The sequence below is a fragment of the Streptomyces griseus subsp. griseus genome, from assembly GCF_003610995.1.
GTDB lineage: Bacteria > Actinomycetota > Actinomycetes > Streptomycetales > Streptomycetaceae > Streptomyces.
The window spans coordinates 5,743,303-5,766,949 of sequence record NZ_CP032543.1 but is presented as its reverse complement, the minus strand read 5'-3'; the positions used below and the strand labels follow the sequence as shown (position 1 = coordinate 5,766,949).

Below are 23,647 nucleotides of genomic sequence, written 5' to 3'. Positions count from 1 at the left end.
GTGAACACACCGGACGCAGAGGGCGCATGGCCCGAATCCGCCGTCCGGCAGCGGGGCAGTTGGCGGCGTGGCCCGTTCCGTACATGATCGGGTGAATCGGATGACGAGAACGGTCCATGGGCCGTCGGCCAGGAGGGGAAGTCCGGTGAGCACTCCGAACAAGGACATCGAGAAAGTCGAGGTACGGATCAAATGGGACCCCAGCCCGCACGGTGAGCCGGACATCGACCTCGACATCATCGCGGCGACCTACCCGGCGGAGGCCCCGCACGGCAGTCCCTCGTACCTGGTGCACTTCGACAGCCGCTCGCCCGACGGCACCATCACGCTGAACCGGGACAGCAGGACGGGGCAGGGGTTCGGCTACGACGAGGTCATGACGATCGAGTTGGGCCGGCTGGCGGACCGGTACGGCCGGGTGGTCGTCGGCGTCGCCATCCAGCAGCGCGAGGGCCGCAGGACCTTCGGCGAGGTCGGCAGCACGGGGGTGCAGATCCGGGAGGGCTACACGAGCCTGATCGAGGACGACTTCGGGAGCGTAGCCGGGTCGACGGCGGCCGTCGTCGCGGAGTTCTCCCGCACGGGTTCGGGCCAGTGGGTGTTCCGCCCGGACGTACGCGGCTTCGACGCCGATCCCGACGCGTTCGCCGCGGTGATGGGTGACCGCGACGCCGGGGCCTGAACCGCATCGACGAGTTCCGGCCAATGCGTGCCGGGCATACCGAAGGGGACCGGCCCGAGGCCGGTCCCCTTCGTCACCTACCGCTCAGCCAGGTGTCAGCTGCAACCGCTGGTGGAGCCGCAGCCCTCGCAGATGTAGCAGGAGCCGGCGCGCTGCATCTTCGTACCGCAGGAGAAGCAGAGCGGGGCGTCCGCGCTGATACCGAGCTGCATCTCGACCAGCTCGGCCGAGGTGTGCGCCGTCGCCGGAGCCGGCTTCGGGGCGGACTCGCGGGGAGCCGCCACCGCCTTCAGCTCGGGCTGCACCGGGGCCGACTGGGCCAGGCTCTCGGAGTCCACACCGTCCGCCTCGAAGGTCGGCTCGTACGAACCGGTGTCGAGGTGGCGCTGGCGCTCCTCGGCGGAGTGGATGCCGAGGGCGGAGCGGGTCTCGAAGGGCAGGAAGTCCAGCGCCAGGCGGCGGAAGATGTAGTCGACGATCGACTGCGCCATCCGCACGTCCGGGTCGTCGGTCATACCGGCCGGCTCGAAGCGCATGTTCGTGAACTTCGAGACGTACGTCTCCAGCGGGACGCCGTACTGCAGACCGACCGAGACCGCGATGGAGAAGGCGTCCATCATGCCCGCGAGGGTGGACCCCTGCTTGGACATCTTCAGGAAGACCTCGCCGAGACCGTCGTCCGGGTAGGAGTTGGCGGTCATGTAGCCCTCGGCGCCACCCACCGTGAAGGAGGTGGTGATGCCGGGGCGGCCCTTGGGGAGGCGCTTGCGGACCGGGCGGTACTCGACGACCTTCTCGACCGCCGTACGGATGGTCTCCTCGGCCTTCGCGGTGACCTCTTCCTTCTCCTTGTCCTTGGTCTTGGCGGAGAGGGGCTGGCCGACCTTGCAGTTGTCGCGGTAGATCGCGAGCGCCTTGACGCCCAGCTTCCACGCCTCGAAGTAGACCTCTTCGACGTCCTCGACGGTGGCGGTCTCGGGCAGGTTGACCGTCTTGGAGAGCGCGCCGGAGATCCACGGCTGGATGGCCGCCATCATCCGGACGTGGCCCATCGCGGAGATGGAGCGCTCGCCCATCGCGCAGTCGAAGACCTCGTAGTGCTCGGGCTTGAGGCCGGGGGCGTCGATCACGTTGCCGTGGTCGGCGATGTGGGCGACGATCGCCTCGATCTGCTCCGGCTGGTAGCCCATGCGGCGCAGTGCCTGCGGGACCGTGCCGTTGACGATCTGCATGGAGCCGCCGCCGACCAGCTTCTTGAACTTGACCAGGGCGAGGTCGGGCTCCAGGCCGGTGGTGTCGCAGGACATCGCGAGACCGATGGTGCCGGTGGGCGCGATGACCGAGGCCTGCGCGTTACGGAAACCGTTCTTCGCGCCGAGCCGGATCACGTCCTGCCAGGCCTCCGTGGCCGCGGCCCAGACGGGGGCGTCCAGGTCGTCGGTGCGGATGGCCTTGGTGTTGGCGTCGGCGTGCTGCTTCATGACGCGCTGGTGCGGCTCGGCGTTGCGGGCGTAGCCGTCGTACGGGCCGACGACCGCGGCCAGCTCGGCGGAGCGCTTGTAGGACGTGCTGGTCATCAGTGAGGTGATGGCACCGGCCAGGGCACGGCCGCCGTCGCTGTCGTACGCGTGACCGGTCGCCATCAGGAGGGCGCCGAGGTTGGCGTAACCGATGCCCAGCTGGCGGTAGGCGCGGGTGTTCTCGCCGATCTTCTGCGTCGGGAAGTCCGCGAAGCAGATCGAGATGTCCATCGCGGTGATGACCAGCTCGACGACCTTGGAGAAGCGCTCGGACTCGAAGGACTGGTTGCCCAGGCCGTCGTCCTTGAGGAACTTCATCAGGTTGAGCGAGGCGAGGTTGCACGAGGTGTTGTCCAGGTGCATGTACTCGCTGCACGGGTTCGAGCCGTTGATCCGGCCGGACTCCGGGCAGGTGTGCCAGGCGTTGATGGTGTCGTCGTACTGGATGCCGGGGTCGGCACAGGCCCAGGCGGCCTCGGCCATCTTGCGGAAGAGGGACTTGGCCTCGACCTCTTCGATGACGTCGCCGGTCATCCGGGCCCGCAGCCCGAACTTGGAGCCGGCCTCGACGGCCTTCATGAACTCGTCGTTCACGCGGACCGAGTTGTTGGCGTTCTGGTACTGGACGGACGTGATGTCGTCGCCGCCCAGGTCCATGTCGAAGCCCGCGTCACGCAGGGCGCGGATCTTCTCCTCCTCCTTCACCTTGGTCTCGATGAAGGCCTCGATGTCGGGGTGGTCGACGTCGAGGATGACCATCTTGGCCGCCCGGCGGGTGGCGCCACCTGACTTGATGGTCCCGGCGGAGGCGTCGGCTCCGCGCATGAAGGAGACCGGTCCGGAGGCGTTGCCGCCGGAGGAGAGGAGCTCCTTGGAGGAGCGGATCCGGGAGAGGTTCAGGCCGGCGCCGGAGCCGCCCTTGAAGATCATGCCCTCTTCCTTGTACCAGTCGAGGATCGACTCCATGGAGTCGTCGACGGCCAGGATGAAGCAGGCGGAGACCTGCTGCGGCTGGGGCGTTCCGACGTTGAACCAGACCGGGGAGTTGAAGCTGAAGACCTGGTGCAGGAGGGCGTACGCCAGCTCGTGCTCGAAGATCTCGGCGTCCGCGGGAGAGGCGAAGTAGCTGTTCTCCTCGCCGGCCTTCCGGTACGTCTTCACGATCCGGTCGATCAGCTGCTTGAGACCGGTCTCGCGCTGCGGGGTGCCGACCGCGCCGCGGAAATACTTGCTGGTGACGATGTTGACCGCGTTCACCGACCAGAAGTCGGGGAACTCGACGCCACGCTGCTCGAAGTTGATCGAGCCGTCGCGCCAATTGGTCATGACGACGTCACGGCGCTCCCACGCCACCTCGTCGTACGGATGCACGCCGGGGGTGGTGTGGATGCGCTCGATACGCAGACCCTTGCTCGCCTTGGCGCCCTTGGTGCGGGAACCTCGTGCCGGGCCGCTCGCCGTCTCTGTCATGCCGCCTCCCATATATGGGCAAAAACGCCCTGAAGTGCCCAGTTCTTCCCAGGCACAGTGTGTGTCCGTCGTCCCACGGGCCACGTCGGGCCGCGGGAACAGGTTCTGAATCGCCCGGTCACCGGCCGGAGGACATGACTCCGGACGGTGACGGGCAGGTACCGCTCAGTCGGCGGCAATGGCGGGTGCGGGGACCTCAAGGGTCTCGCCGCTCCCGCAGTCCTCTGCGGTGGGCCGCTGCGCGCGCAATTCCACGATGGCGGCCTCGAAGTCTTCCAGGGAATCGAACGCCCGGTAGACGGACGCGAAGCGCAGGTACGCGACGAGGTCGAGTTCCTGCAGGGGGCCGAGTATGGCCAGACCCACGTCGTGGGTGGTCAGCTCGGCGCTGCCGGTGGCGCGCACCGCCTCCTCGACCCGCTGGCCGAGTTTGGCGAGGGCGTCCTCCGTGACGGGCCGGCCCTGGCATGCCTTGCGGACGCCGGAGATGACCTTGGTGCGACTGAAAGGTTCGGTCACGCCGCTGCGTTTGACGACCATCAGCGAGCAGGTCTCCACCGTGGTGAAGCGGCGGGTGCAGTCGGGGCACTGGCGGCGGCGGCGGATCGACGTCCCGTCGTCGGTGGTGCGACTGTCGACGACCCGGCTGTCGGGGTGCCTGCAGAAGGGGCAGTGCATGGCTCCCAACCCTCCTTCACAGCGCGACTGAACAGCCTCTCCGGCCGACCCTTTCGGGCCCCTGGGAAGCAGTCCCCAGCATAGGCGATGCCCCGGGGCCGGTTGAACCCAGGACCACAACTTCTGGGTGGCCGGGACGATCCAACCACTAGATCTAGGGTTCCGTCGCATTTTCTGCCCTACCGCGTGTCGCGCCCCGGATGGTGCCAGGGGGGAGCGCGGGCCAGGGAAGAGGGTACGGGAATCGCGCGCTCCGCGAGCCGCCGGGGGCCCGGGGCGCACACCCGGGATGAAAGACTGGGCACGCCCCCGGGGCGGGGCGGCGCGAGACCCCGTACGAGCCTTCGACTCAGCGCTCATATACACCTGCGGGAAGCATCGCGGCAGCCCTTTATTCGTTTTTCACTCGAACGTGTGTTTGGCGCAACCTTTCGAAAGCTACTACCGTTGTCCAGCTAGGGAGAACATTCGAGAGGGGCCGACGTGACCACGACCGCAGACAGTGCCACCATCACCGCCCGGGACCACCGCTCCCAGAGCCGACTTGAGCCGGTGCATGCCATGAATGACTCAGTCACGAACACGGACGGGCCCGAGCCCGCGCGGCCCGGGCGCTCCTTGCCCGGAAGGCCGCCAGGGATCAGGGCGGACAGCTCGGGACTCACGGACCGGCAGCGGCGGGTCATCGAGGTCATCCGCGACTCCGTGCAGCGCCGGGGGTACCCGCCGTCGATGCGGGAGATCGGTCAGGCGGTGGGCCTGTCCAGCACGTCGTCCGTCGCCCATCAGCTGATGGCCCTGGAGCGCAAGGGCTTCCTCCGGCGCGACCCGCACCGGCCGCGCGCCTACGAGGTGCGCGGATCGGACCAGCCGAGCACCCAGCCGACCGACACGACGGGGAAGCCCGCCGCGTCGTACGTTCCCCTGGTGGGCCGGATCGCCGCCGGTGGGCCGATCCTCGCCGAGGAGTCGGTCGAGGACGTCTTCCCGCTGCCGCGCCAGCTCGTCGGTGACGGTGAGCTGTTCGTCCTGAAGGTCGTCGGTGACTCGATGATCGAAGCGGCGATCTGTGACGGCGACTGGGTCACCGTGCGCCGCCAGCCCGTCGCGGAGAACGGGGACATCGTCGCCGCGATGCTGGACGGCGAGGCGACCGTCAAGCGCTTCCGCCGCGAGGACGGCCATGTGTGGCTGCTGCCGCACAACGCCGCGTACCAGCCGATCCCCGGTGACGAGGCGACGATCCTCGGCAAGGTGGTGGCGGTGCTGCGGCGGGTGTGAAGAGCACCGGTCGGCGACCTCACGTACACGACGAAGCCCCGGGACGCCTTGCGGCGGGCCCGGGGCTTCGTCGTGGTGGTGCTTCGTCGTGGCGGTCTACTTGCCGTCCGCCTTGGCCAGGGCGTCGATCGCGGCCAGCGAGCGGCGGGCCTGGTTGCGGTCCGTCGTGTACCAGAAGTCCGGCATCGAGGCGCGCAGATAGCTGCCGTACCGCGCATTGGCCAGGCGCGGGTCCAGCACGGCGACCACGCCCTTGTCCCCCATGGCCCGGACCAGCCGGCCCGCGCCCTGGGCCATCAGCAGCGCGGAGTGCGTCGCGGCCACCGCCATGAACCCGTTGCCGCCGGCCTCCTCGACCGCCTTCTGGCGTGCGCTCATCAGCGGGTCGTCGGGCCGGGGGAACGGGATCCGGTCCATGACCACCAGCTGACAGCTCGGCCCCGGCACGTCCACGCCCTGCCAGAGCGAGAGCGTGCCGAAGAGGCAGGTCTCCGGGTCGGCGGCGAAGTTCTTGATCAGCTCGCCGAGGGTCTCCTCGCCCTGGAGCAGGATCGGCTTGTCCAGCCTTCCCCGCAGCTCCTCGGCGGCCGCCTTGGCCCCGCGCATGGAGGAGAACAGCCCCAGCGTGCGGCCGCCCGCCGCCTCCACCAGCTCGGCGAGCTCGTCCAGCATGTCCGTACGGGAGCCCTCGCGGCCCGGGGTGTTCAGATGCCGGGCGACATAGAGGATGCCCTGCTTCGGGTAGTCGAACGGGGAGCCGACGTCCAGTCCCTTCCACTGCGGGACGTCGTCGCTGGCGGTGCCCTCGGGGGCGAGCCCCAGGGAGGCTCCCACCCCGTTGAAGTCCCCGCCGAGCTTCAGCGTGGCCGAGGTCAGGACCACGGAGCGCTCGGTGAAGAGCTTCTCGCGCAGCAGCCCGGAGACGGAGAGCGGGGCCACCCGCACCGAGGCGCCGAACCGGTCGTGCTGCTCGTACCAGACGACGTCGTACTCCGAGCCCTGGGTGATGCGCTCGGCGACCCCGTGGATCGACTCGACCGAGGCCAGGGCCTGCTTACGGACCGCGTCCTCGTCCTGGACCGACTTGTCGCGGGTGGCGCCCATCGCGGAGATCACCGTACGGGCCGCGTCGCGCAGCGCCATCAGCGCGTACCCCAGATCCTCGGGGACCTCCTCGAGGCGTCCCGGGAGCGCCAGCTCCATCACGCGCTCGAACCCCTCGGCGGCGGTCTGGAGCGCGTCGGCGGCCTTCTCGTTGACCAGCTTCGCCGCCCGCCGGACCGCCCGGTTGACCTGCGCCGGGGTCAGCTCGCCGGTGGCGACCCCGGTCACCCGGGAGACCAGCTCGTGCGCCTCGTCCACGATCAGCACCTCGTGCGAGGGCAGCACCGGGGCGCCCTCGATGGCGTCGATCGCGAGCAGGGCGTGGTTGGTGACGACCACATCGGCGAGCTTGGCGCGCTCACGGGCCGCCTCGGCGAAGCACTCGGCGCCGTACGCGCACTTCGTCGCGCCCAGGCACTCGCGCGAGGAGACCGAGATCTGCGCCCAGGCCCGGTCGGAGACGCCGGGGGTGAGGTCGTCGCGGTCGCCGGTCTCCGTCTCGTCCGACCAGTCCCGCAGCCGCAGCAGGTCCTGGCCCAGCTTGCTGGAGGGTGCCGCCGCCTCGAACTGGTCGAAGAGCCCCTCCTCCTCGTCCTGGGGGGCCCCTTCGTGGAGCCGGTGCAGGCAGAGGTAGTTCGACCGGCCCTTGAGCATCGCGTACTGCGGGCGGCGGCGCAGCAGCGGGTGCAGGGCCTCCACCGTGCGCGGCAGGTCCCGCTCCACCAGCTGGCGCTGGAGGGCGAGGGTGGCCGTGGCCACGACGACCCGCTCCCCGTGCGCCAGCGCGGGCACCAGATAGCCGAGGGACTTGCCGGTGCCGGTGCCGGCCTGGACGAGCAGATGGGATTGGTCGTCGACCGCCTCGGCGACGGCCTCGGCCATGGCGGCCTGGCCGGGGCGCTCCGTACCGCCGACGGCGGTGACGGCGGCGTGCAGGAGCTCGGGGAGGGATGGCTTCGTCATAGCCCGACCACCCTACGGCGCACCACTGACAACGGCGGTCACTCCCGGATCCGGGCGGCGGGGTGCAGCGGGTTGGGAACGGTGCCGTGGATCGCCGCGTGCGGGCGGCTGGAGCGGTCCCGGTAGCCGTCCACATGCAGCCGGTTCCGGTTGAGACAGAGCCGTTCGATCTCGGGGGTGAGCATGTCGAACAGCTCGAACCGCTCCTTGAGTTCCGGGAAGCGGGCGTGGTGGCGGACGATCTCCGCCCGGACGAGTGACCAGAACTCGTCCTCGCTCACCCCCAGCTGCTCCTCGCAGAGCGGGGACAGATAGCGGAAGACGCCCACGAAGAGGCCGGAGTGGATGAACTGGGTGAGGAAGGACGGCTCCTCGGTGAGCAGGACCGTACGCACCTCATCGGGCATGGTGTCGTGCTCCGGCAGCGGGTGGGCGCTGATGTTGACGTCGTCGACGAAGTCCTTGATCGCGAGGCGTACGGGCACGTCGTTCTGGTCGAAGACGACGATGGCGTTCTCGCCGTGCGGGGAGAAGACCGTGCCGTAGCGGTAGAGGAAGTGCAGGAGCGGCGGCAGCAGGGCGGCGAAGAGGCGGGTGAGCCAGGCGGCCGGGGCGAGCCCGGAGCGCTCCACGAGTTCGGCGGTGAACGCGCGGCCGGCCGGATCCGTATGGAGGAGGGAGGCCAGTGTGCGGGCGCGTTCACCGGGTGCGAGGCGGGGCGGCAGGGGCTCCCGCCAGATCGCGCCGAGGATTTCCTTGTACTGGTACGGGGCTTCGGGGAGGTGGTCGTAGAGCGGGTGCTCCACGGCGACGGATGCGACCTCGCCGAGGAGGATGACCCGGCAGGTGTCGCGGAGGAACGGGTCGGCCTCGCACAGACCCTGGACCCAGGCGGTGACAGCGGGGGCGGCGAGGGTCCGCTCGGTCGGAAGGCCGCGCCAGACCAGGGTGTTGAGGATGGAGAGCGGCAGCTTCACCGTGTGCCGGTCGGGCCGGCCGACGTTGGCGAACGTGCGCACGGACTGCTGCGCGAGGCGCGCGTCGCCGTCGGTGTGCAGGGCCACGACGTCCCCGTCGGCGATGGCGGGGGCGAAGAGCGGAACGATCCATTCGTCCCACTGCCAGGGGTGTACGGGAAGGTAGAGATAGCTCTCGGGGTCCAGGCCCCGCGCGTGCAGTTCGGCGGCGAACGAGGCGCGGACGGAGGGGTCGAGCTCTTCGGCGTAGAGGTGCTCGGGGGTGGTGAGGCGGCCCACCCCCCGGTACTGCGCGATGCGGGTGCTCACGGCGATCCACGGCAGCTGGAGGGGGCTGCGGGTCTCGGGCGTGAAGTGGGCCGCGTCGGCGGCGGAGAAGCCGAGCCGTCCCTTGCTCGCCACCAGCCAGGGGTGGCCGGTCTGGTGGCCTTCGAGCTCGGCGTAGCCGACCTCGGCGAGCTGGGCCGCGGTGAGGGCGGTGTGGTCGAGGCGGGCGTCGGCGGAGAGCGTGAGGGTCAGCTCCCGGATGAGGTGGCCGAGGGTGGCGCCGTCGAGTCCGAGGAGGCCCCTTGCGCCGGCGAGGAACCGCAGCGGGTCGCGGAACGGGCGGGTCCCGTCGGAGGAGCCGTTGGAGGACACCTTGCGCGAGGGTGAACCGGCGGGCGGGGAAGCGCCGTTGGAGAGGGCGGTCGCGGGCCGGTGGACGGACTCGATCGAGTCGGGGTCGACGCGCCAGCTGCCGTAGACGCCCCGGCGGGCCGAGAAGCGGAGCTCCGTACCGTCGTCGAGGCGCAGGGAGTGGAGGCAGCCGTCGCCGGGCCGTCGCTCGGGCTCGATGATCTCCTCGTACGCGAACTCGCCGAGCATCTTGGCGAGCAGCCGCGCTGCGGCCCGGTCCCAGACCCGCCGGTTCAGCTCCGGGGGGCTGAGCAGGGGGTGAGGGTCGGCTGAATCATGGCTCGCGGGATATGTCGGCACGGGGACTCCTCCGGGTGGAACCGATGGGGTTCGAGCGGTGTGGACGGTGCGGAGCGATGTTCACAGGTGATCACGGTACGTTCGGTCGCGGATCATGAGGGCGGCACGTTTGCCGGGGAGGTCCACTTCCGCGGAGAAGCGGAATCCGGCGCTCAGGAAGGCCGATACGGACGGGGTGTTGCGCAGGTCCGGCTCGGCGACGACCCGGCCGCACCGTGGCAGGTTGTCCAGGACGAGGTCGGCGACGGCGCGGAGCAGGGTGGTGCCCACGCCCCTCCCGCGGTTGTTCACGCCCCCGATGAGGAGGTGGACCCCCGTGTCATGGAGACGGGCGGCGTAGTGGCGGGCCAGCGGGTCCAGGTCGGCGCGGTAGATCTCCCAGTAGCTCATGGGCGTTCCGTCGAGGACACCGAGGCAGGGGATGGAGCGGCCGTCCCCTTCGAGCTGCGGCCTCAGATGGTCGGCGGTGACGGACTCGGGCCCGGCCAGCTCCCAGAAGGCGGCGACGGCGGGGTCGTTCATCCAGCTGCTGAGGACGGCGAGATCGCGCTCCAGGACCACCGGGACCAGGTGGAACACCCCGGCCTCGGTGGTCGCTCCGGGCCAGGTGGCCGGGGAGCCGAGCAGCTCGGCGGCGGGGTCGCGCCCTGCCGCCGCCCTGCTCCGGTCCTCGCCGACGAGGGCGAGGAGCTCCTCGGTGAGCTTCAGATCGAGGGTGTCCTCGGTGCCGGTGCCGGAGGGCATGGCGGCGGTGCCCGGATCCCTGGGCCCGGGGCGTGGATCCGGGTCCACGTCGGCCGGTTGGGGAGGCACCGCGTCCGGTTCCGCGGGGGCGTCGGCGGGAGGCACGGTGACACTCTCCTCTCTGGGGCGGGGGGCCGGGCCCCTCAGGCGTACAGCGGGTTGGCGATGGAGACGTAGACGGACTGGGTGTCCACCGGGCCGACCAGCTCGTCCAGGCCGTGCAGCCGGGTCAGCAGGTTGGCCTTGCAGCGCAGTCGGCGGTTCTCCAGGAGATACATGGGCAGGGGTGAGCCCAGTTCAGCGGTCTCGGTGAGGAAGTGGCGAAGGACCGCGAGCAGGTCCTGCTCGTCGGCGAGGCGCTGGGCGCCGAACGCGCCGATCAGGCCGAGGACGTTGTTGATGCCCAGGTAGTAGGCGAACCGTTCGTCGGTGACCGGGTCGGAGACGAAGGTGTCGCTGACGGTGCCGATGCCCGGAAGGCGCCGTTCCAGCTCGTCGCGGCGGGACTCGCGGAAGTAGTAGCCCTGGTTGTCCCGGTAGCGCCCGCCGGTCGGCCAGCCGTCCGGGTCGAGGAGGACCAGGGTGTTCTGCTGGTGCGCTTCGAGGGCGACACCGGCGTGGGCGTCCAGCCAGAGGACCGGGCGGACGACGCGGTCCAGATAGCGCCGGAGCCACTCGGCGGAGATGTCCGCGACCGGGCGGCCGGTCCGTACGGCCAGAGCGGCGACGGCCTCCGCGAGCCGGGAGCGCATCAGAGGCTGCCCGGGCCGGGGGCGCTGGGCGGTGAGCCCGGCGATGCAGACGGCGTCGTCGGCCGGGCCGAAGGGGTTCTGGCGGAGCATCACGTCGAGGCCGGTGACGGGGGTGCCCTCGGGATCGTCGACGGCGAGCCAGGCGGGGTCGCGGACGATGTCGAAGCCGGGGTGGGCCCGCTGCCAGCTCTCGGCGAGGCCGGTGGTCAGGAGGCGGTGGACCTCGACGCCCCGGTGCAGCTCCTTGCGGAGGTTCTCACGGCGGGAGTTGGTGATGCGTACGCCGAGGGAGAGCTTGAGCATCACCCGGGCGCCGGGGCGGTGCACGGTGCGGATGGAGGAGGTGGGGTGCCAGTGCTCGCCGTGCGGGCCGAGGTCGTGCAGCAGGCCGGTCTCCTGGAGGGCGGCGACCTGAGGGCGGCTCAGCAGGTCGGCGGCCTGCCAGGGGTGGAGCGGCACGGCGACGGTGCCGGGCGGCAGGCGCAGCCCGTCGCGGTGCGGGGCGAGCAGCTCCTCGGCGGAGGCCGGGCCGCCGTCGGTCCAGGCGGAGTCGGTGGCGGCCAGGGTGCGGTCGGCGGCGAACCAGTGGAGCGGGAAGGAGCCGTGGAGCTCGGGCGAGTAGCGCCGGGACTCCGCCTCGGAGAGCCCCTCGCGGCTCTTGGGGGTGGGGTGGAGCGGATGGCCGAGGAGAAGGGACTGCTCGGCGGTGAGGAAGAGGTCGGCACCGGCCGGTTCGGCGGGGTGGCGGCGGCGCTGTTCGACGAAGCCGGCGGTGTGGCGTACGGAGTCGGCGACCCGGGCGACCAGGTCGGCGGAGCCGTTGCGGTCGGCCTCCCGGCCGATGAGGACGGCGACGGTGACGGCGTCGGCGGGCGGGGCCTTCTCGGGGGCGCCTTCGAGGACGGGGGCGCCGAAGCGGTGGGCTCCGGTGGCGGACCAGTAGTGGACGGGGACGAGGAGGGCGGTGCCGGTGGCGGGGAAGGCCACGCGCAGGGTGTCGCCTTCGGGCCGGGGCAGGTCGTTCTCCCGGGTCCAGCACCGCAGCAGGCTCTCCGTACCGGCGGCGTCGGCGGCCCGCAGGGGGTCGGGGTGGTCCAACGGGTCCTGGCTGCGGAGGAGTTCGTCGTACGGAGATCCATCGGCCGGGCCCATGCCGGCCGGGGCTTGCGGGGCGCCGGGCTCCGTGAGGGCGTCCGGGTCGCCCTCGTAAGGAGCTTTCTGGTGGGGCACGGTCGTCGTCGCCTCGACCGTGCCGGGGGCGGCCGGTCCGTCCTGCCCTCGGTGCTGGGGGGTACCGGGGCCGTCGGCCTCGGAGGCGGGGGTGGGGTTCACGGCGGTCTTCCTTGTGTGGTTCCGGGGATCAGGTGGTCGGCCCGGCGGCGGCCCTGCGGTGCGGCGAACGCTCCGCGGCCGCCAGCGCGTCGGCCAGACGGTCGACGACGGCACTCGCCTGCTCGTCGGTGAGGGTGAGCGGGGGGAGGAGGCGGACAACGGCACTGTGCCGGCCGCCCAGTTCGACGATGAGGCCGCGGTCCAGGCACTCCTGCTGGACGGCGCGGGCGAGGGCCGGGTCCGGCGGCGGGGCCGGGGCGTGGTCGTCGGCCTCGGCCGGGAGGGGCGCGGCCTCGGGGTCCACCAGCTCCAGGCCGATCATCAGTCCGCGCCCCCGTACGTCGCCGATCCCCGGATGGTCCGCCCGCAACTTCCGCAGGCTGTCGAGCATTCGGGCGCCCAAGGCCGCCGCCCGCTCCGCCAGCCCGTGCTCCCGGACGTACGCGAGGGTGGCCGCGCCCGCCGCCATGGCGAGCTGGTTGCCACGAAACGTACCCGCGTGGGCGCCCGGCTGCCAGAGGTCCAGCTCAGCGCGGTAGACGATGACCGCGAGCGGCAGGGATCCGCCGATCGCCTTGGAGAGGACCATGACGTCCGGCACGATGCCGCTGTGCTCCACCGCCCAGAAGGCGCCGGTCCTGCCGACGCCGGTCTGCACCTCGTCGGCGATGAGCGGGATGCCCCTGGCCCGGGTGATCTCGCGCATCCTGCGGAGCCAGCCGTCCGGGGCGGGGTTGACGCCGCCCTCGCCCTGCACCGGCTCCAGGATCATCCCCGCCGGGGCCGGGACGCCGCCCTTCTCGTCGTCCAGCAGATGCTCCGTCCACCGTGCGCCGAGGGCGGCGCCGCGCTCGCCGCCGATCCCGAACGGGCAGCGGTAGTCCTGCGGGAAGGGCAGCCGGGTCACCCGGACGTCCCGGGCGCCGCCGGAGGCCTCCAGAGCCCCGGCCGTCATGCCGTGGTACGCGCCGGTGAAGGTGAGCAGGCCGTCGCGGCCGGTCGCGGCGCGGACCAGCTTGAGGGCGGCCTCGACGGCGTCCGTACCGGCGGGGCCGCAGAACTGGATGCGCGCGTTGTCGGCGAACTCGCGCGGCAGGGTGGCGAACAACTCGGTGGTGAAGGCGTCCTTGACCGGGGTGGCGAGGTCCAGGACGTGCAGGGGGGCGCCGGAGTCGATGACCTTCCGGATGGCTTCGAGCACCACCGGGTGGTTGTGGCCGAGCGCCAGGGTGCCCGCACCGGACAGACAGTCCAGATAGCGCCGTCCGTCCGCGCCCTCGATGGTGAGCCCGCGCGCCCGGACGGGGACGATCGGCAGGGACCGCGCATAGGTACGGGCGGCCGACTCGCGCAGCGACTGGCGGCGGAGGATGCCCTCGTGCACGGGGGGTGCGGGAGGCGGCGCCACCGGAGCGGGTTCGGTCACGGACACGGCTCTTGATCCTCCTGCGGTAACAGTTGCGTTGCACGTCAGTACGTTTCGGCGCGGACGGAGTGCGGGGGTGAACGCTGTCCTGGTGTCCCCCGTACGTACCAACGACGCCGGCCGCAAGGGATCACGGGTGAATCGGAACACCCTTGCGGGGACGGAACCGCGGACCTGCCGCATACCGTCCCCAACGGCACCGGCATAGTGGGGGCCGCGCAGAGGGCCGAGAACAGCTGTCCTACGGCCCCGAAGTGTCCGAAAGCCGCACGGAGTACCGAGTGACGAAGTCCCAGGGGGATCACCAGATGCGACCCATTCGCCCGACCGACACCGCACGCCGCGGCAGGCGCGTACGGCGCATGCCCTCCGGCGTGCTCGCCGCGACGGCGGCCGTCGCCGTCCTGGCGCTCACCGCCACCGCCTGCGGTCCGGAGGAGGACGACGCGGGCGGTACGACGCCCTCCGCTTCGGCCGGCCAGGCCGACGGCAAGGTCACCATTCCGGACGACCTGAAGGACCGGCTCAAGGAGCACGGGATCGACCCGGACAAGTGGCGGGACGGCGAGTGGAAGAACTGGGACAAGGACACGTGGCTGCGTGAGGCCAAGGACTTCGTCAACCCGATCATCGACGGCCTCTGGGACCCCGACCGGATGCGGGAGGCCGAGAAGCCCCCGGAGAACCCGGTCGACAACGACATCTCCGGCGACGACGGCGTGACGGACCCGACGCCCGCCCCCGTACAGGCGGCCGGTGTCGCGACGCCGTACCACGACAACGCGCCGGAGTCCGGGAAGCTGCTCTTCGACGGCCCCCAGGGCTCCATGGTCTGTTCCGCGACCGTGGTGAAGGACCCGGCGAACCCCGGGAAGTCCAACATGGTGTGGACCGCCGGGCACTGTGTGCACGCCGGCAAGGCGGGCGGCTGGTACCGCAACATCGCCTTCGTCCCGTCGTACAACAACGACAACCTCTCCCTCACGGAGCTGGAGACCGCGCCCAAGGAGAAGATCGCTCCCTACGGTGTCTGGTGGGGCCGGTGGGCCCAGACCTCCGAGCAGTGGATCGCCCAGGGCGCGGCCACCGGCGGCCAGGGTGCCCCGTACGACTTCGCGGTGCTGCATGTCACGCCGGAGAAGGGGGCGACGGGCAAGTCGCTGGAGGAGACGGTCGGTTCGGCGCTGCCGGTCGACTTCAACGCCCCCGCCGTGCCGCAGATCGCCGACATGACGGCCACCGGCTACCCGGCCGCGCCGCCGTTCGACGGCCAGAAGCTGCTCCAGTGCAAGGACAAGCCGGGCCGCCTCTCGATCCGCCAGGACGAGCCGACGATGTACCGCATCGGCTGCACCATGACCGGCGGTTCCTCCGGCGGCGGCTGGGTCGCGGCGGGCTCGGACGGCAAGCCCGCGCTGGTCTCCAACACCTCGATCGGCCCGATCTCTGCGGGCTGGCTGGCCGGTCCCCGGCTCGGCAAGGAGGCCGAGGGCGTCTACCGCGCCGTCAGTGAGAAGTACGCGGGCCGGTAGCTCCCGGCCGTCGTACGCGCCCGTCGGAGACGTCCGCCGTATGCGGGTCAGTCGGATCTCTTGCGCCTAGGTGGCCGGCTCTCTCCGTCGGCCGCCCGGGCGGCGGGCTGTCCGGGCTCCTGAGTGGCGTCCAGCTCCGCGGCCCCGGTCTCCCACCGGCGGCGGCGCTCGGCGAGGGACTGCTCCCACCACGCTGTGGAGCGTTCGCCGAGGGCCACCTTGGCTGCGTGGACCCGGCTCCGGGCCCGCTTCTCGGCCGCCGGGTCGGCGTTCCGGTGGGAGGCGGCGATCGCGCGCCGGGCCGCCATGAGGTGGCGGCGCAGACCGGCGGCGATGTCCTCGGGGATCTCCGGGTCGGTGGCCCGCCAGCGACGGCCGTTCACCACGATGTACCGGCCGTCGGGTGTGCGCTCCGGCTGATCGGCGTCCATCAGGCCATGGTGCCCGACGACCGGCGAACCGACGGGAGAACGTGCGGACGGCTCGCCGTCAGAACGGCATGGTTGCTCCTCGTGCGGGGGGGGCATCGTCGACTGCCCGATGAACGTCCCGCCCATCAGCTCCGCGCCGTCGGCTCAGAAGCAGGGCGGGGACGGTGTTCCGCGCTCCGGCGGGTACACGGAAGGCGACCGAGCGCCGAATACCGTGGGACCGACCGAGAGGCATGATCATGACCGATTCCACGATGAGGGCGGTGGGTTGGGCGCAGTCCTTTCCCATCGCCCAAGGAGTGCGCGCGGGACGGCACTGGGCGCGCGAGCACCTCGAATCCCTGGAGTGGGCCCGGAACGCGCCCGACACCGTGGACTCGGTGCTCATCGCCGTCTCCGAGCTGATCACCAACGCGCACAAGCACGCCCACAGCGACGCCCAGCTGATCCTGACGTGGGACAGCGCCTGCCTGCACGTCAGCGTCCACGACTCCAGTTCGCAGCCGCCCGCCCGGCGCCCGGACGACCCGGGCGCGCTCGGTGGCCGCGGCATGGCCATCGTGGACGCGCTGGCCGACAGCTGGCAGCACCACCCGCAGCGGGACGGCAAGACCGTGACCGCCTGCTTCGTGCCCCCGGGGTACGAGGACACCGCGGCGGGGCGTCAGGACCCAGGAAACGGGTGACGCCCGGCCGGGCGGACCCGGTCGGGCGTCTTCGTCGCACCATCACGGCCTGCGCCGTGCGGTGATCAGTGCGCTGCGGGGACGAACGTCCCCAGCTCCGCGGCCAGCTCCTCGTGGACCTGGGCCTTGAGCAGGGTGCCCTCGGCGGTGTGCTCCTCGGAGAGGACCTCACCCTCGGCGTGCACCCGGGAGACCAGCGCCCCCTGGATGTACGGCACGAGCACCTCGATCTCGACGGACGGGCGCGGCAGCTCGGCGTCGATGAGCGCGAGCAGCTCGGCGATCCCGGCACCGGTCCGGGCCGAGACGGCGATCGCGTACTTCTCGTTGCGCAGCAGACGCTGGAGGACCAGCGGGTCCGCGGCGTCCGCCTTGTTGATCACGACGATCTCGCGTACGTCGACCGCGCCGACGTCCCGGATCACCTCGCGCACGGCGGCGAGCTGCTCCTCGGGCACCGGGTGCGAGCCGTCCACCACGTGCAGGATGAGATCGGACTCGCCGACCTCCTCCATGGTGGAGCGGAACGCCTCGACCAGGTGGTGCGGCAGGTGCCGTACGAACCCGACGGTGTCGGCGAGGGTGTAGATGCGGCCGCTCGGTGTCTCGGCCCGGCGCACGGTCGGGTCCAGGGTGGCGAACAGGGCGTTCTCCACCAGGACACCGGCTCCGGTGAGGCGGTTGAGCAGCGACGACTTGCCGGCGTTGGTGTATCCGGCGATGGCGACGGAGGGCACCTTGTTGCGCTTGCGCTCCTGGCGCTTGATCTCGCGGCCGGTCTTCATCTCCGCGATCTCCCGGCGCATCTTCGCCATCTTCTCGCGGATCCGACGCCGGTCCGTCTCGATCTTGGTCTCACCGGGGCCACGGGTGGCCATGCCGCCACCGCCGCCGGAACCGGCGCCGCCCATCTGACGGGAGAGCGACTGACCCCAGCCGCGCAGTCGCGGCAGCATGTACTGCATCTGGGCCAGCGAGACCTGCGCCTTGCCCTCACGGGACTTGGCGTGCTGGGCGAAGATGTCGAGGATGAGGGCGGTCCGGTCGACCACCTTCACCTTGACGACGTCTTCCAGGTGGATCAGCTGGCCGGGGCTCAGCTCACCGTCGCAGATGACGGTGTCGGCCCCGGTCTCCAGGACGATGTCGCGCAGCTCCAGCGCCTTGCCGGAACCGATGTAGGTCGCCGGGTCGGGCTTGTCGCGCCGCTGGTACACCGCGTCCAGGACCTGTGCGCCCGCCGTCTCGGCGAGTGCGGCGAGCTCCGCGAGGGAGATCTCCGCGTCACGCACCGTCCCCGAGGTCCAGACACCGACCAGCACGACGCGCTCCAGGCGCAGCTGTCGGTACTCGACCTCGGTGACGTCCTCGAGCTCCGTGGAGAGGCCGGCCACGCGCCGCAGGGCGGCACGCTCGGAGCGGTCCAGCTGGTCGCCGTCGCGCGCTCCGTCGATCTCCTGGCTCCAGGCGACGTCCTCTTCCATCAGGGCGTCGGCCCGAAGGCTCTCCGTGAGGCTCTCGGGGGTGTTCTCCGTGGCGCTCTGCGCGTCCTGCGCGTCCTGGGGAAGGGAAGAAGAGGAGGTCATTGGATCCTTACGTCGATAGAAGTCTTTACGTCAGTCACAACGTGTGACCTGTCCGGATGATTCCCGGCCACTCCCGCCGGGGAGTCCGGTGCGGTCCGCCGTGCCGACGTGTCGATAGTGGCACGGCCCCGCCCGGCCCGTCACTGGGGTTTTCCCCCGCCCTCAGGGGGTGGCAGCGGGTTCGGCCGCGCTCCAGTCGGGGTGCCCGGGCATCGGCGGGGTCTTCTTCCCGTACAGCCACTCCTCGAAGAAGGCGGTCAGGTCGCGTCCCGCGATGCCGGACGCCAGCCGGGTGAAGTCCGCCGTGGTCGCCGTACCGTCCCGGTGGGTCCGTACCCAGGCGCGCTGCAGCCGGTCGAAGGCGTCCGCGCCGATCTCCTGGCGCAGGGCGTAGAGCACCAGGGCGCTGCCGTCGTAGACGACGGGCCGGAACAGGGAGAGCTTCTCCCCCTCCGCCGGGCCGTCCGGGTGCGCGGGCGGTCCGCCGTTCGCCCGCCAGCCGTCGGAGAGCTTGTACGCCTCACGCATCCGCCGCTCCAGCGTCCCGCCGCCGTTCTCCTCCGCGTACAGGGCCTCGTACCAGCTGGCGTGCCCCTCGTTGAGCCAGAGATCGGACCAGGAGGCGGGCGAGACGCTGTTGCCGAACCACTGGTGGGCCAGTTCGTGGACCATGACGGAGTCGACGTACCACTCGGGGTAGGCGGGTTCGGTGAAGAGGGACCTGCCGAACAGCGAGATCGTCTGGGTCTCCAGCGCGAAGCCGATGCGGCTGTCGGCGACGAGGACTCCGTACGTCTCGAAGGGGTAGCGGCCGACCCGCCGCTCCATCCACTCCAGCTGGGCGGGGGTCTTCCTCAGCCAGGGCTCCATCTTCGCGAGATCGGCGGCCGGGACGACGTCGCGCAGCGGCAGGCCGTGCGGTCCGGTGTGGTGGTGGACGTGGGAGCGGCCGATGGAGACCTGGGCCAGCTCGGTGGCCATGGGGTGCTGGGTGCGGTAGGTCCAGGTGGTCGTCGTGCCGTTACGGGTGTGGCCGACGGGCAGTCCGTTGGCGACGGCCGTGAGGTCCTTGGGGGCGGTGATACGGAAGGTGAAGTACGCCTTGTCCGACGGGTGGTCGTTGCTGGGGAAGACCCGGTGGGCGGCGTCGGCCTGGTTGGCCATGGCGAGGCCGTCGGCGGTACGGACCCAGCCGCCGTTGCCCGCGCTGCCGGACGGGTCGCTGGTGTGCCGGACGGTGATGTTCAGCGGCACGCCCGCGGGGAGGCGGCGGGGGGCCTGGAGGACCAGGTCCTCGTTCTTGCTGCCGAAGTCGACGGCCTGCCCGTTGACCTCGGCGCTCCGGACGGTGCCCCGGGCGAAGTCGAGGTTGATCCGGTCCAGCGGTGCGGTGGTGCGGGCCCTGATCTTGGTCACGGCGTCCAGGGGCTTGGTGTTGCCGCCGTGGTAGGTGAAGGCGATGTCGTACGTGAGGACGTCGTAGCCGGGGTTGCCCAGCTCGGGGAAGAGCCGGTCACCGATGCCGAGGGGCTCGGGGGCGGGCAGGGCGGCGGCGACGAGGGAGAGCGATGCGGTGGCCAGGAGCGCGGCCCGCAGGCGGCGGGAGAGGTGCGGCATGGACTACCGCTATCAGCGCCGGGCGCTCTCCCGGGGGTGCCGCGCGCCGCACCACCCGAACGAGGCGGCCTCCCCGGGGGGGGCGTCGTCAGCCGGTGGCGGCCGGGTGCTGGGCGCGGCTGACGTCGTAGACCCCGGCGACCTCGCGCATCGCCCGCATCAGGGCGGGCAGTCCGGCGGCGTCCGGGAGCTGGAGCGTGTAGGTGTGCCGGACGCGCTGCTCGCTGGGCGGCTCCACGGTGGCGGAGACGATGGCCGCGTCGGCCGTGGCGATCGCCTCGGTGAGGTCGGCCAGCAGCCGGGGGCGTCCGAAGGACTCGGCGACGAGGGTGACCCGGCAGGCGGCGGTGTCGCTCCAGCCGTCCTCCTCCTCGCGCCAGCGGGTGGCGACGGGGGCGCGGCCGATCTCCCGCATCCGGGCGACGGCGGGGCACTCCTGGCGGTGCACGGTCACGGCGCCGCCCCGGACGACGATGCCGACCACCTCGTCCGGAGGCACCGGCGTACAGCAGCCAGCCAGGCGGGTGGGGCTCTCCGAACCGTCGACGAGGACGTTGGCCGCGCGCCCGCCGGACCGGGTGCGGGCGGGCGCGGTGGGGTGCGGGCCGTCGGCCGCCGGCTCCGCGGGGCCCTCGGCCTCGGGGCCCGGGGCGTCGGGGTGGGCGGAGAGCCAGCCGGTGATCGCGATCCGGGCGGCGGGGGTGCGGGCGTGGTCCAGCCACTCGGGCGAGGGGCCGGAGGCGGTGTCCTGGGCGAGCAGCAGCTGCACGGTGTCGCCGTCGCTGAGGACGGTGGAGAGGGTGGCGAGGCGGCCGTTGACCCGGGCGCCGATGCAGGCGTGCGCCCGCTCGCCGTGCTGGGCGTAGGCGGCGTCGACGCAGCTGGCCCCGGCGGGCAGGCCGAGGGTCCTGCCGTCGGTGCGGAAGACGGTGATCTCGCGGTCCTGGGCGAGGTCGGCGCGCAGGGTGGTCCAGAAGGTGTCCGGGTCGGTGGCGGACTCCTGCCAGTCCAGCAGCCGGGAGAGCCAGCCGGGCCGGGTCGGGTCGGCGCGCTCGTCGGAGGGCTCGGCCTGCGTGGCGGTGGTGCCGTCCTGGGCGGTGGCCGCGTCGTGGGCGTACGGGTTGCCCAGGGCGACGACGCCCGCCTCGGCGACCTTGTGCATCCGGTGCGTACGGATGAGGACCTCGGCGACGGCTCCCTCGGGGCCGACGACGGCGGTGTGCAGCGACTGGTACAGGTTGAACTTGGGGGCGGCGATGAAGTCCTTGAACTCGGAGATCACCGGCGTGAAGCAGGTGTGCAGCTCACCGAGGACCGCGTAGCAGTCGGCGTCCTCGCCGACCAGGACCAGCAGCCGGCCGAAGTCGGTGGGGCGCAGTTCACCGCGTTTCCTGCGGACCCGGTGGACGGAGACGAAGTGGCGCGGCCTGATGAGGACCTCGGCACCGATGCCCGCTTCCCGCAGGGTGGCCCGGACGCTGTCGGCGATGGCGGACAGCGGGTCCTCGCCGTTTGTCGCGTCGGCGATGAGGGCTCGGGTGTCCTCGTACTCCTCGGGGTCGAGGATCGCGAAGACCAGGTCCTCGAGCTCGGTCTTGAGCGCCTGGACGCCGAGCCGCTCGGCCAGCGGGATGAGGACGTCCCGGGTGACCTTGGCGATCCGTGCCTGCTTCTCGGGGCGCATCACGGTGAGGGTGCGCATGTTGTGCAGCCGGTCGGCCAGTTTGATCGACATGACCCGGACGTCGTTGCCGGTGGCGACGAGCATCTTGCGGAAGGTCTCGGGCTCGGCGGCGGCCCCGTAGTCGACCTTCTCCAGTTTGGTGACGCCGTCGACGAGATAGCAGACCTCTTCGCCGAACTGCTCCCGTACCTGATCGAGGGTCACCTCGGTGTCCTCGACGGTGTCGTGGAGGAGGGAGGCGGTCAGGGTGGTGGTCTCGGCGCCGAGTTCGGCGAGGATCAGGGTGACGGCCAGCGGGTGCGTGATGTACGGCTCGCCGCTCTTGCGCATCTGACCCCGGTGCGAGGACTCCGCGAGGACGTAGGCGCGGTGCAGGATGGCCAGGTCGGCGTCGGGGTGGTGGGCGCGGTGCGCGTCGGCGACATGGCCGATGGCGTCGGGCAGCCGGTCGCGGGAGACCGGGCCGAGCAGCGCCACCCGGCCCAGTCTGCGCAGATCGATCCTGGGCCGGCTCCGCCTGCGGGGCACAGCGGCGGGATCGGCGGCCTCTGCACTCATGGGCACCTCCGGCAGCGTCGACCGGCGGTGGGGAGAGGCGGACGCCTCTCCGGGCCGGTGCTTGATGCTATCGACCCCACCACGCGGCGCAGACCGGCTCTCGCCCAGCGTGAAACGGATCACCCATTCGAGCGAAGCCCGGACCGATCACCGTTTCGAGCCGGGGGCCGTCGGCCGGTCGGCGCGCAGCGCTTACCGGTCAGTCCGTGGCGGATTCCAGCCAGGCCGGGTCGATGGTGCCCTCGGCGACGATCACGGCGGCGCCGGTCATGTCGACCGAACCGTCCGGGTGCTCGGTGATGGTCAGGGTGCCGCCGGGGAGGTCCACCCGGTACGTCGCGGGGAGGCCGGTCACCGCCGGGTCCGTGCCGTCCCGGCGGGCGGTGGCCACAGCCACCGCGCAGGCGCCGGTGCCGCAGGAGCGCGTCTCGCCGGAGCCGCGCTCGTGGACGCGCATGGCGACATGGCGCGGGCCCCGGTCGACGACGAATTCGACGTTGACGCCTTCGGGGTAGACCGCGGCGGGGCTGACGGGCGGGGCGGAGAGCAGGTCTCCGGCGTGGTCGAGGTCCTCGACGAAGGCGACGGCGTGCGGGTTGCCCATGTTGACGTTGCGGGAGGGCCAGCTGCGCTCCCCGACGGCGACCGTGGCGCTCTCCTCGGGCAGCAGGGCGCGCCCCATGGAGACGGTGATGTCGCCGTCCTTGGCGATGTGGACCTGCTTGACGCCGCCCCGGGTGGCGACGGCGAGGCCGCCCTCCTCGACGAGCCCCTCGCGCTGGAGGTGGTGGGCGAAGACGCGGACCCCGTTGCCGCACATCTCGGCGACCGAGCCGTCGGCGTTGCGGTAGTCCATGAACCACTCGGCCTCGGCGGCCATGGACCGCGCCTCGAGGTGGGCCGCGGAGCGGACCACGTGGAGCAGGCCGTCCCCGCCGATGCCGGCCCTGCGGTCGCAGATCCGGGCGACGACGGAGGCGGGCAGCGCGAGGGCGTTGTCCGGGTCGGGGACGATCACGAAGTCGTTCTCGGTGCCGTGACCCTTGAGGAAGGTGATCTGCGAAGTGCTCACAGAGCAACTGTACGAGCCGCCGCCGACACTCCGCGAGGCCGGAGGCCCTGGGCGCGTCAGCGCAGGCGGGCCACGCGCCAGACGGCGAGGGCGACCAGTCCGGTGCCCATGACGACGTACAGGGCGATCACCCGCCAGTCGGGGCGGTCGCCGGAGCCTCTGGCCGGCAGGCCGGGCCAGGTGTGGCCGACGCGGCGGGCCGCCATCATGCCCCAGCCGGCCGCGCAGCAGCTGATCAGGAGCCCCAGCATGGCGACCACGGCACCGCCGTCACCGAACTCGAAGGCGAGCGGGAAGGCGAACATCAGGGAGCCGACGGCGGCCAGCATGATGATGGGCGCGAGCTGCCAGATCCGCAGCCTGCGGGCGGGCCGCAGCTCGACCTCGACCTCGGGGCCACGTCCTGCTCGTCGGGCCCGTCGGGACTGAGCCGCCCCGCGATCTCCCGCGGCGGCGGTACGTCGTGCTGCTCCGTGTCGCGAGGGCCGGCCTCCATCGCCACGCGCCCTCCCAACTCGGACTCCACTGGTGGATCGATGCTCGATGATGGCACGATCACGGGGGCCGAATTGAC

Annotated in this window: 16 protein-coding genes and 1 pseudogene; 4 read left to right on the top strand and 13 right to left on the bottom strand. The window is 71.7% G+C overall.

The features are described from left to right. The first annotated feature begins 145 nt into the window (after positions 1–145). Positions 146–682: a TerD family protein gene (locus D6270_RS26065; RefSeq protein ID WP_109163239.1), complete on the top strand. Its 537-nt coding sequence runs from the start codon at positions 146–148 to the stop codon at positions 680–682. A 95-nt stretch (positions 683–777) separates the two neighbouring features. Here D6270_RS26065 and D6270_RS26060 read toward each other — a convergent pair whose 3' ends face one another. Beyond that, on the bottom strand, positions 778–3,672 hold the full coding sequence (locus tag D6270_RS26060) for a vitamin B12-dependent ribonucleotide reductase (RefSeq protein WP_109163240.1): 2,895 nt from the start codon (positions 3,670–3,672) through the stop codon (positions 778–780). Positions 3,673–3,837: 165 nt separating this feature from the next. Next, positions 3,838–4,350, bottom strand: coding sequence for a transcriptional regulator NrdR (gene nrdR / locus D6270_RS26055; RefSeq protein ID WP_109163241.1), 513 nt, complete (start codon positions 4,348–4,350; stop codon positions 3,838–3,840). Positions 4,351–4,833: 483 nt separating this feature from the next. On the opposite strand from nrdR, the gene lexA reads away from it, so the two are divergent. Then, a complete protein-coding gene (lexA, locus tag D6270_RS26050; RefSeq protein ID WP_026242273.1) occupies positions 4,834–5,631 on the top strand; it encodes a transcriptional repressor LexA in 798 nt (265 codons plus the stop codon). Between the two features lie 96 nt (positions 5,632–5,727). On the opposite strand, the gene D6270_RS26045 is transcribed toward lexA, so the two are convergent. Genes D6270_RS26045 through D6270_RS26025 form a run of 5 tightly spaced genes read right to left on the bottom strand, consistent with a single transcriptional unit; the run spans position 5,728 to position 13,913 of the window. After that, positions 5,728–7,698, bottom strand: a complete 1,971-nt coding sequence (locus D6270_RS26045; RefSeq protein ID WP_109163242.1) for an ATP-dependent DNA helicase — start codon at positions 7,696–7,698, stop codon at positions 5,728–5,730. 38 nt (positions 7,699–7,736) lie between these two features. Then, positions 7,737–9,653 carry an IucA/IucC family protein gene (locus D6270_RS26040; protein WP_109163243.1) on the bottom strand — a complete coding sequence of 639 codons (1,917 nt, stop codon included), beginning with the start codon at positions 9,651–9,653 and terminating at the stop codon, positions 7,737–7,739. 60 nt (positions 9,654–9,713) lie between these two features. Then, the gene (locus D6270_RS26035; protein ID WP_204117052.1) at positions 9,714–10,502 is read right to left on the bottom strand and encodes a GNAT family N-acetyltransferase; all 789 of its coding nucleotides are present in this window, start codon (positions 10,500–10,502) and stop codon (positions 9,714–9,716) included. 38 nt (positions 10,503–10,540) lie between these two features. Next, the gene (locus D6270_RS26030) at positions 10,541–12,481 is read right to left on the bottom strand and encodes an IucA/IucC family protein (RefSeq protein WP_109163244.1); all 1,941 of its coding nucleotides are present in this window, start codon (positions 12,479–12,481) and stop codon (positions 10,541–10,543) included. 28 nt (positions 12,482–12,509) lie between these two features. Next, a complete protein-coding gene (locus tag D6270_RS26025) occupies positions 12,510–13,913 on the bottom strand; it encodes a diaminobutyrate--2-oxoglutarate transaminase family protein (RefSeq protein WP_109163245.1) in 1,404 nt (467 codons plus the stop codon). Positions 13,914–14,269: 356 nt separating this feature from the next. Here D6270_RS26025 and D6270_RS26020 point away from each other — a divergent pair, with 356 nt between their 5' ends. After that, positions 14,270–15,439, top strand: a complete 1,170-nt coding sequence (locus tag D6270_RS26020; RefSeq protein ID WP_109163246.1) for a trypsin-like serine peptidase — start codon at positions 14,270–14,272, stop codon at positions 15,437–15,439. Between the two features lie 47 nt (positions 15,440–15,486). Here D6270_RS26020 and D6270_RS26015 read toward each other — a convergent pair whose 3' ends face one another. Beyond that, a complete protein-coding gene (locus D6270_RS26015) occupies positions 15,487–15,870 on the bottom strand; it encodes a hypothetical protein (RefSeq protein WP_109163247.1) in 384 nt (127 codons plus the stop codon). Between the two features lie 239 nt (positions 15,871–16,109). Here D6270_RS26015 and D6270_RS26010 point away from each other — a divergent pair, with 239 nt between their 5' ends. Continuing rightward, positions 16,110–16,556: an ATP-binding protein gene (locus tag D6270_RS26010; RefSeq protein WP_204117053.1), complete on the top strand. Its 447-nt coding sequence runs from the start codon at positions 16,110–16,112 to the stop codon at positions 16,554–16,556. A gap of 65 nt (positions 16,557–16,621) precedes the next feature. Here D6270_RS26010 and hflX read toward each other — a convergent pair whose 3' ends face one another. The 5 genes and pseudogenes from hflX to D6270_RS25985 all read right to left on the bottom strand — a co-directional run bounded on the left by hflX (position 16,622) and on the right by D6270_RS25985 (position 23,569). After that, a complete protein-coding gene (gene hflX / locus D6270_RS26005; RefSeq protein WP_109163248.1) occupies positions 16,622–18,142 on the bottom strand; it encodes a GTPase HflX in 1,521 nt (506 codons plus the stop codon). Between the two features lie 162 nt (positions 18,143–18,304). Then, a complete protein-coding gene (locus tag D6270_RS26000; RefSeq protein ID WP_109163249.1) occupies positions 18,305–19,759 on the bottom strand; it encodes a M1 family metallopeptidase in 1,455 nt (484 codons plus the stop codon). 88 nt (positions 19,760–19,847) lie between these two features. After that, complete coding sequence (locus D6270_RS25995; protein WP_109163250.1) at positions 19,848–22,001, bottom strand: RelA/SpoT family protein; 2,154 nt, start codon at positions 21,999–22,001, stop codon at positions 19,848–19,850. 199 nt (positions 22,002–22,200) lie between these two features. Continuing rightward, positions 22,201–23,073 (bottom strand): diaminopimelate epimerase, encoded by an 873-nt coding sequence (gene dapF, locus D6270_RS25990; protein ID WP_109163251.1) that lies wholly within the window; start codon positions 23,071–23,073, stop codon positions 22,201–22,203. Between the two features lie 56 nt (positions 23,074–23,129). Further along, positions 23,130–23,569: pseudogene (locus D6270_RS25985) on the bottom strand (hypothetical protein). Between the last annotated feature and the right edge of the window lie 78 nt (positions 23,570–23,647).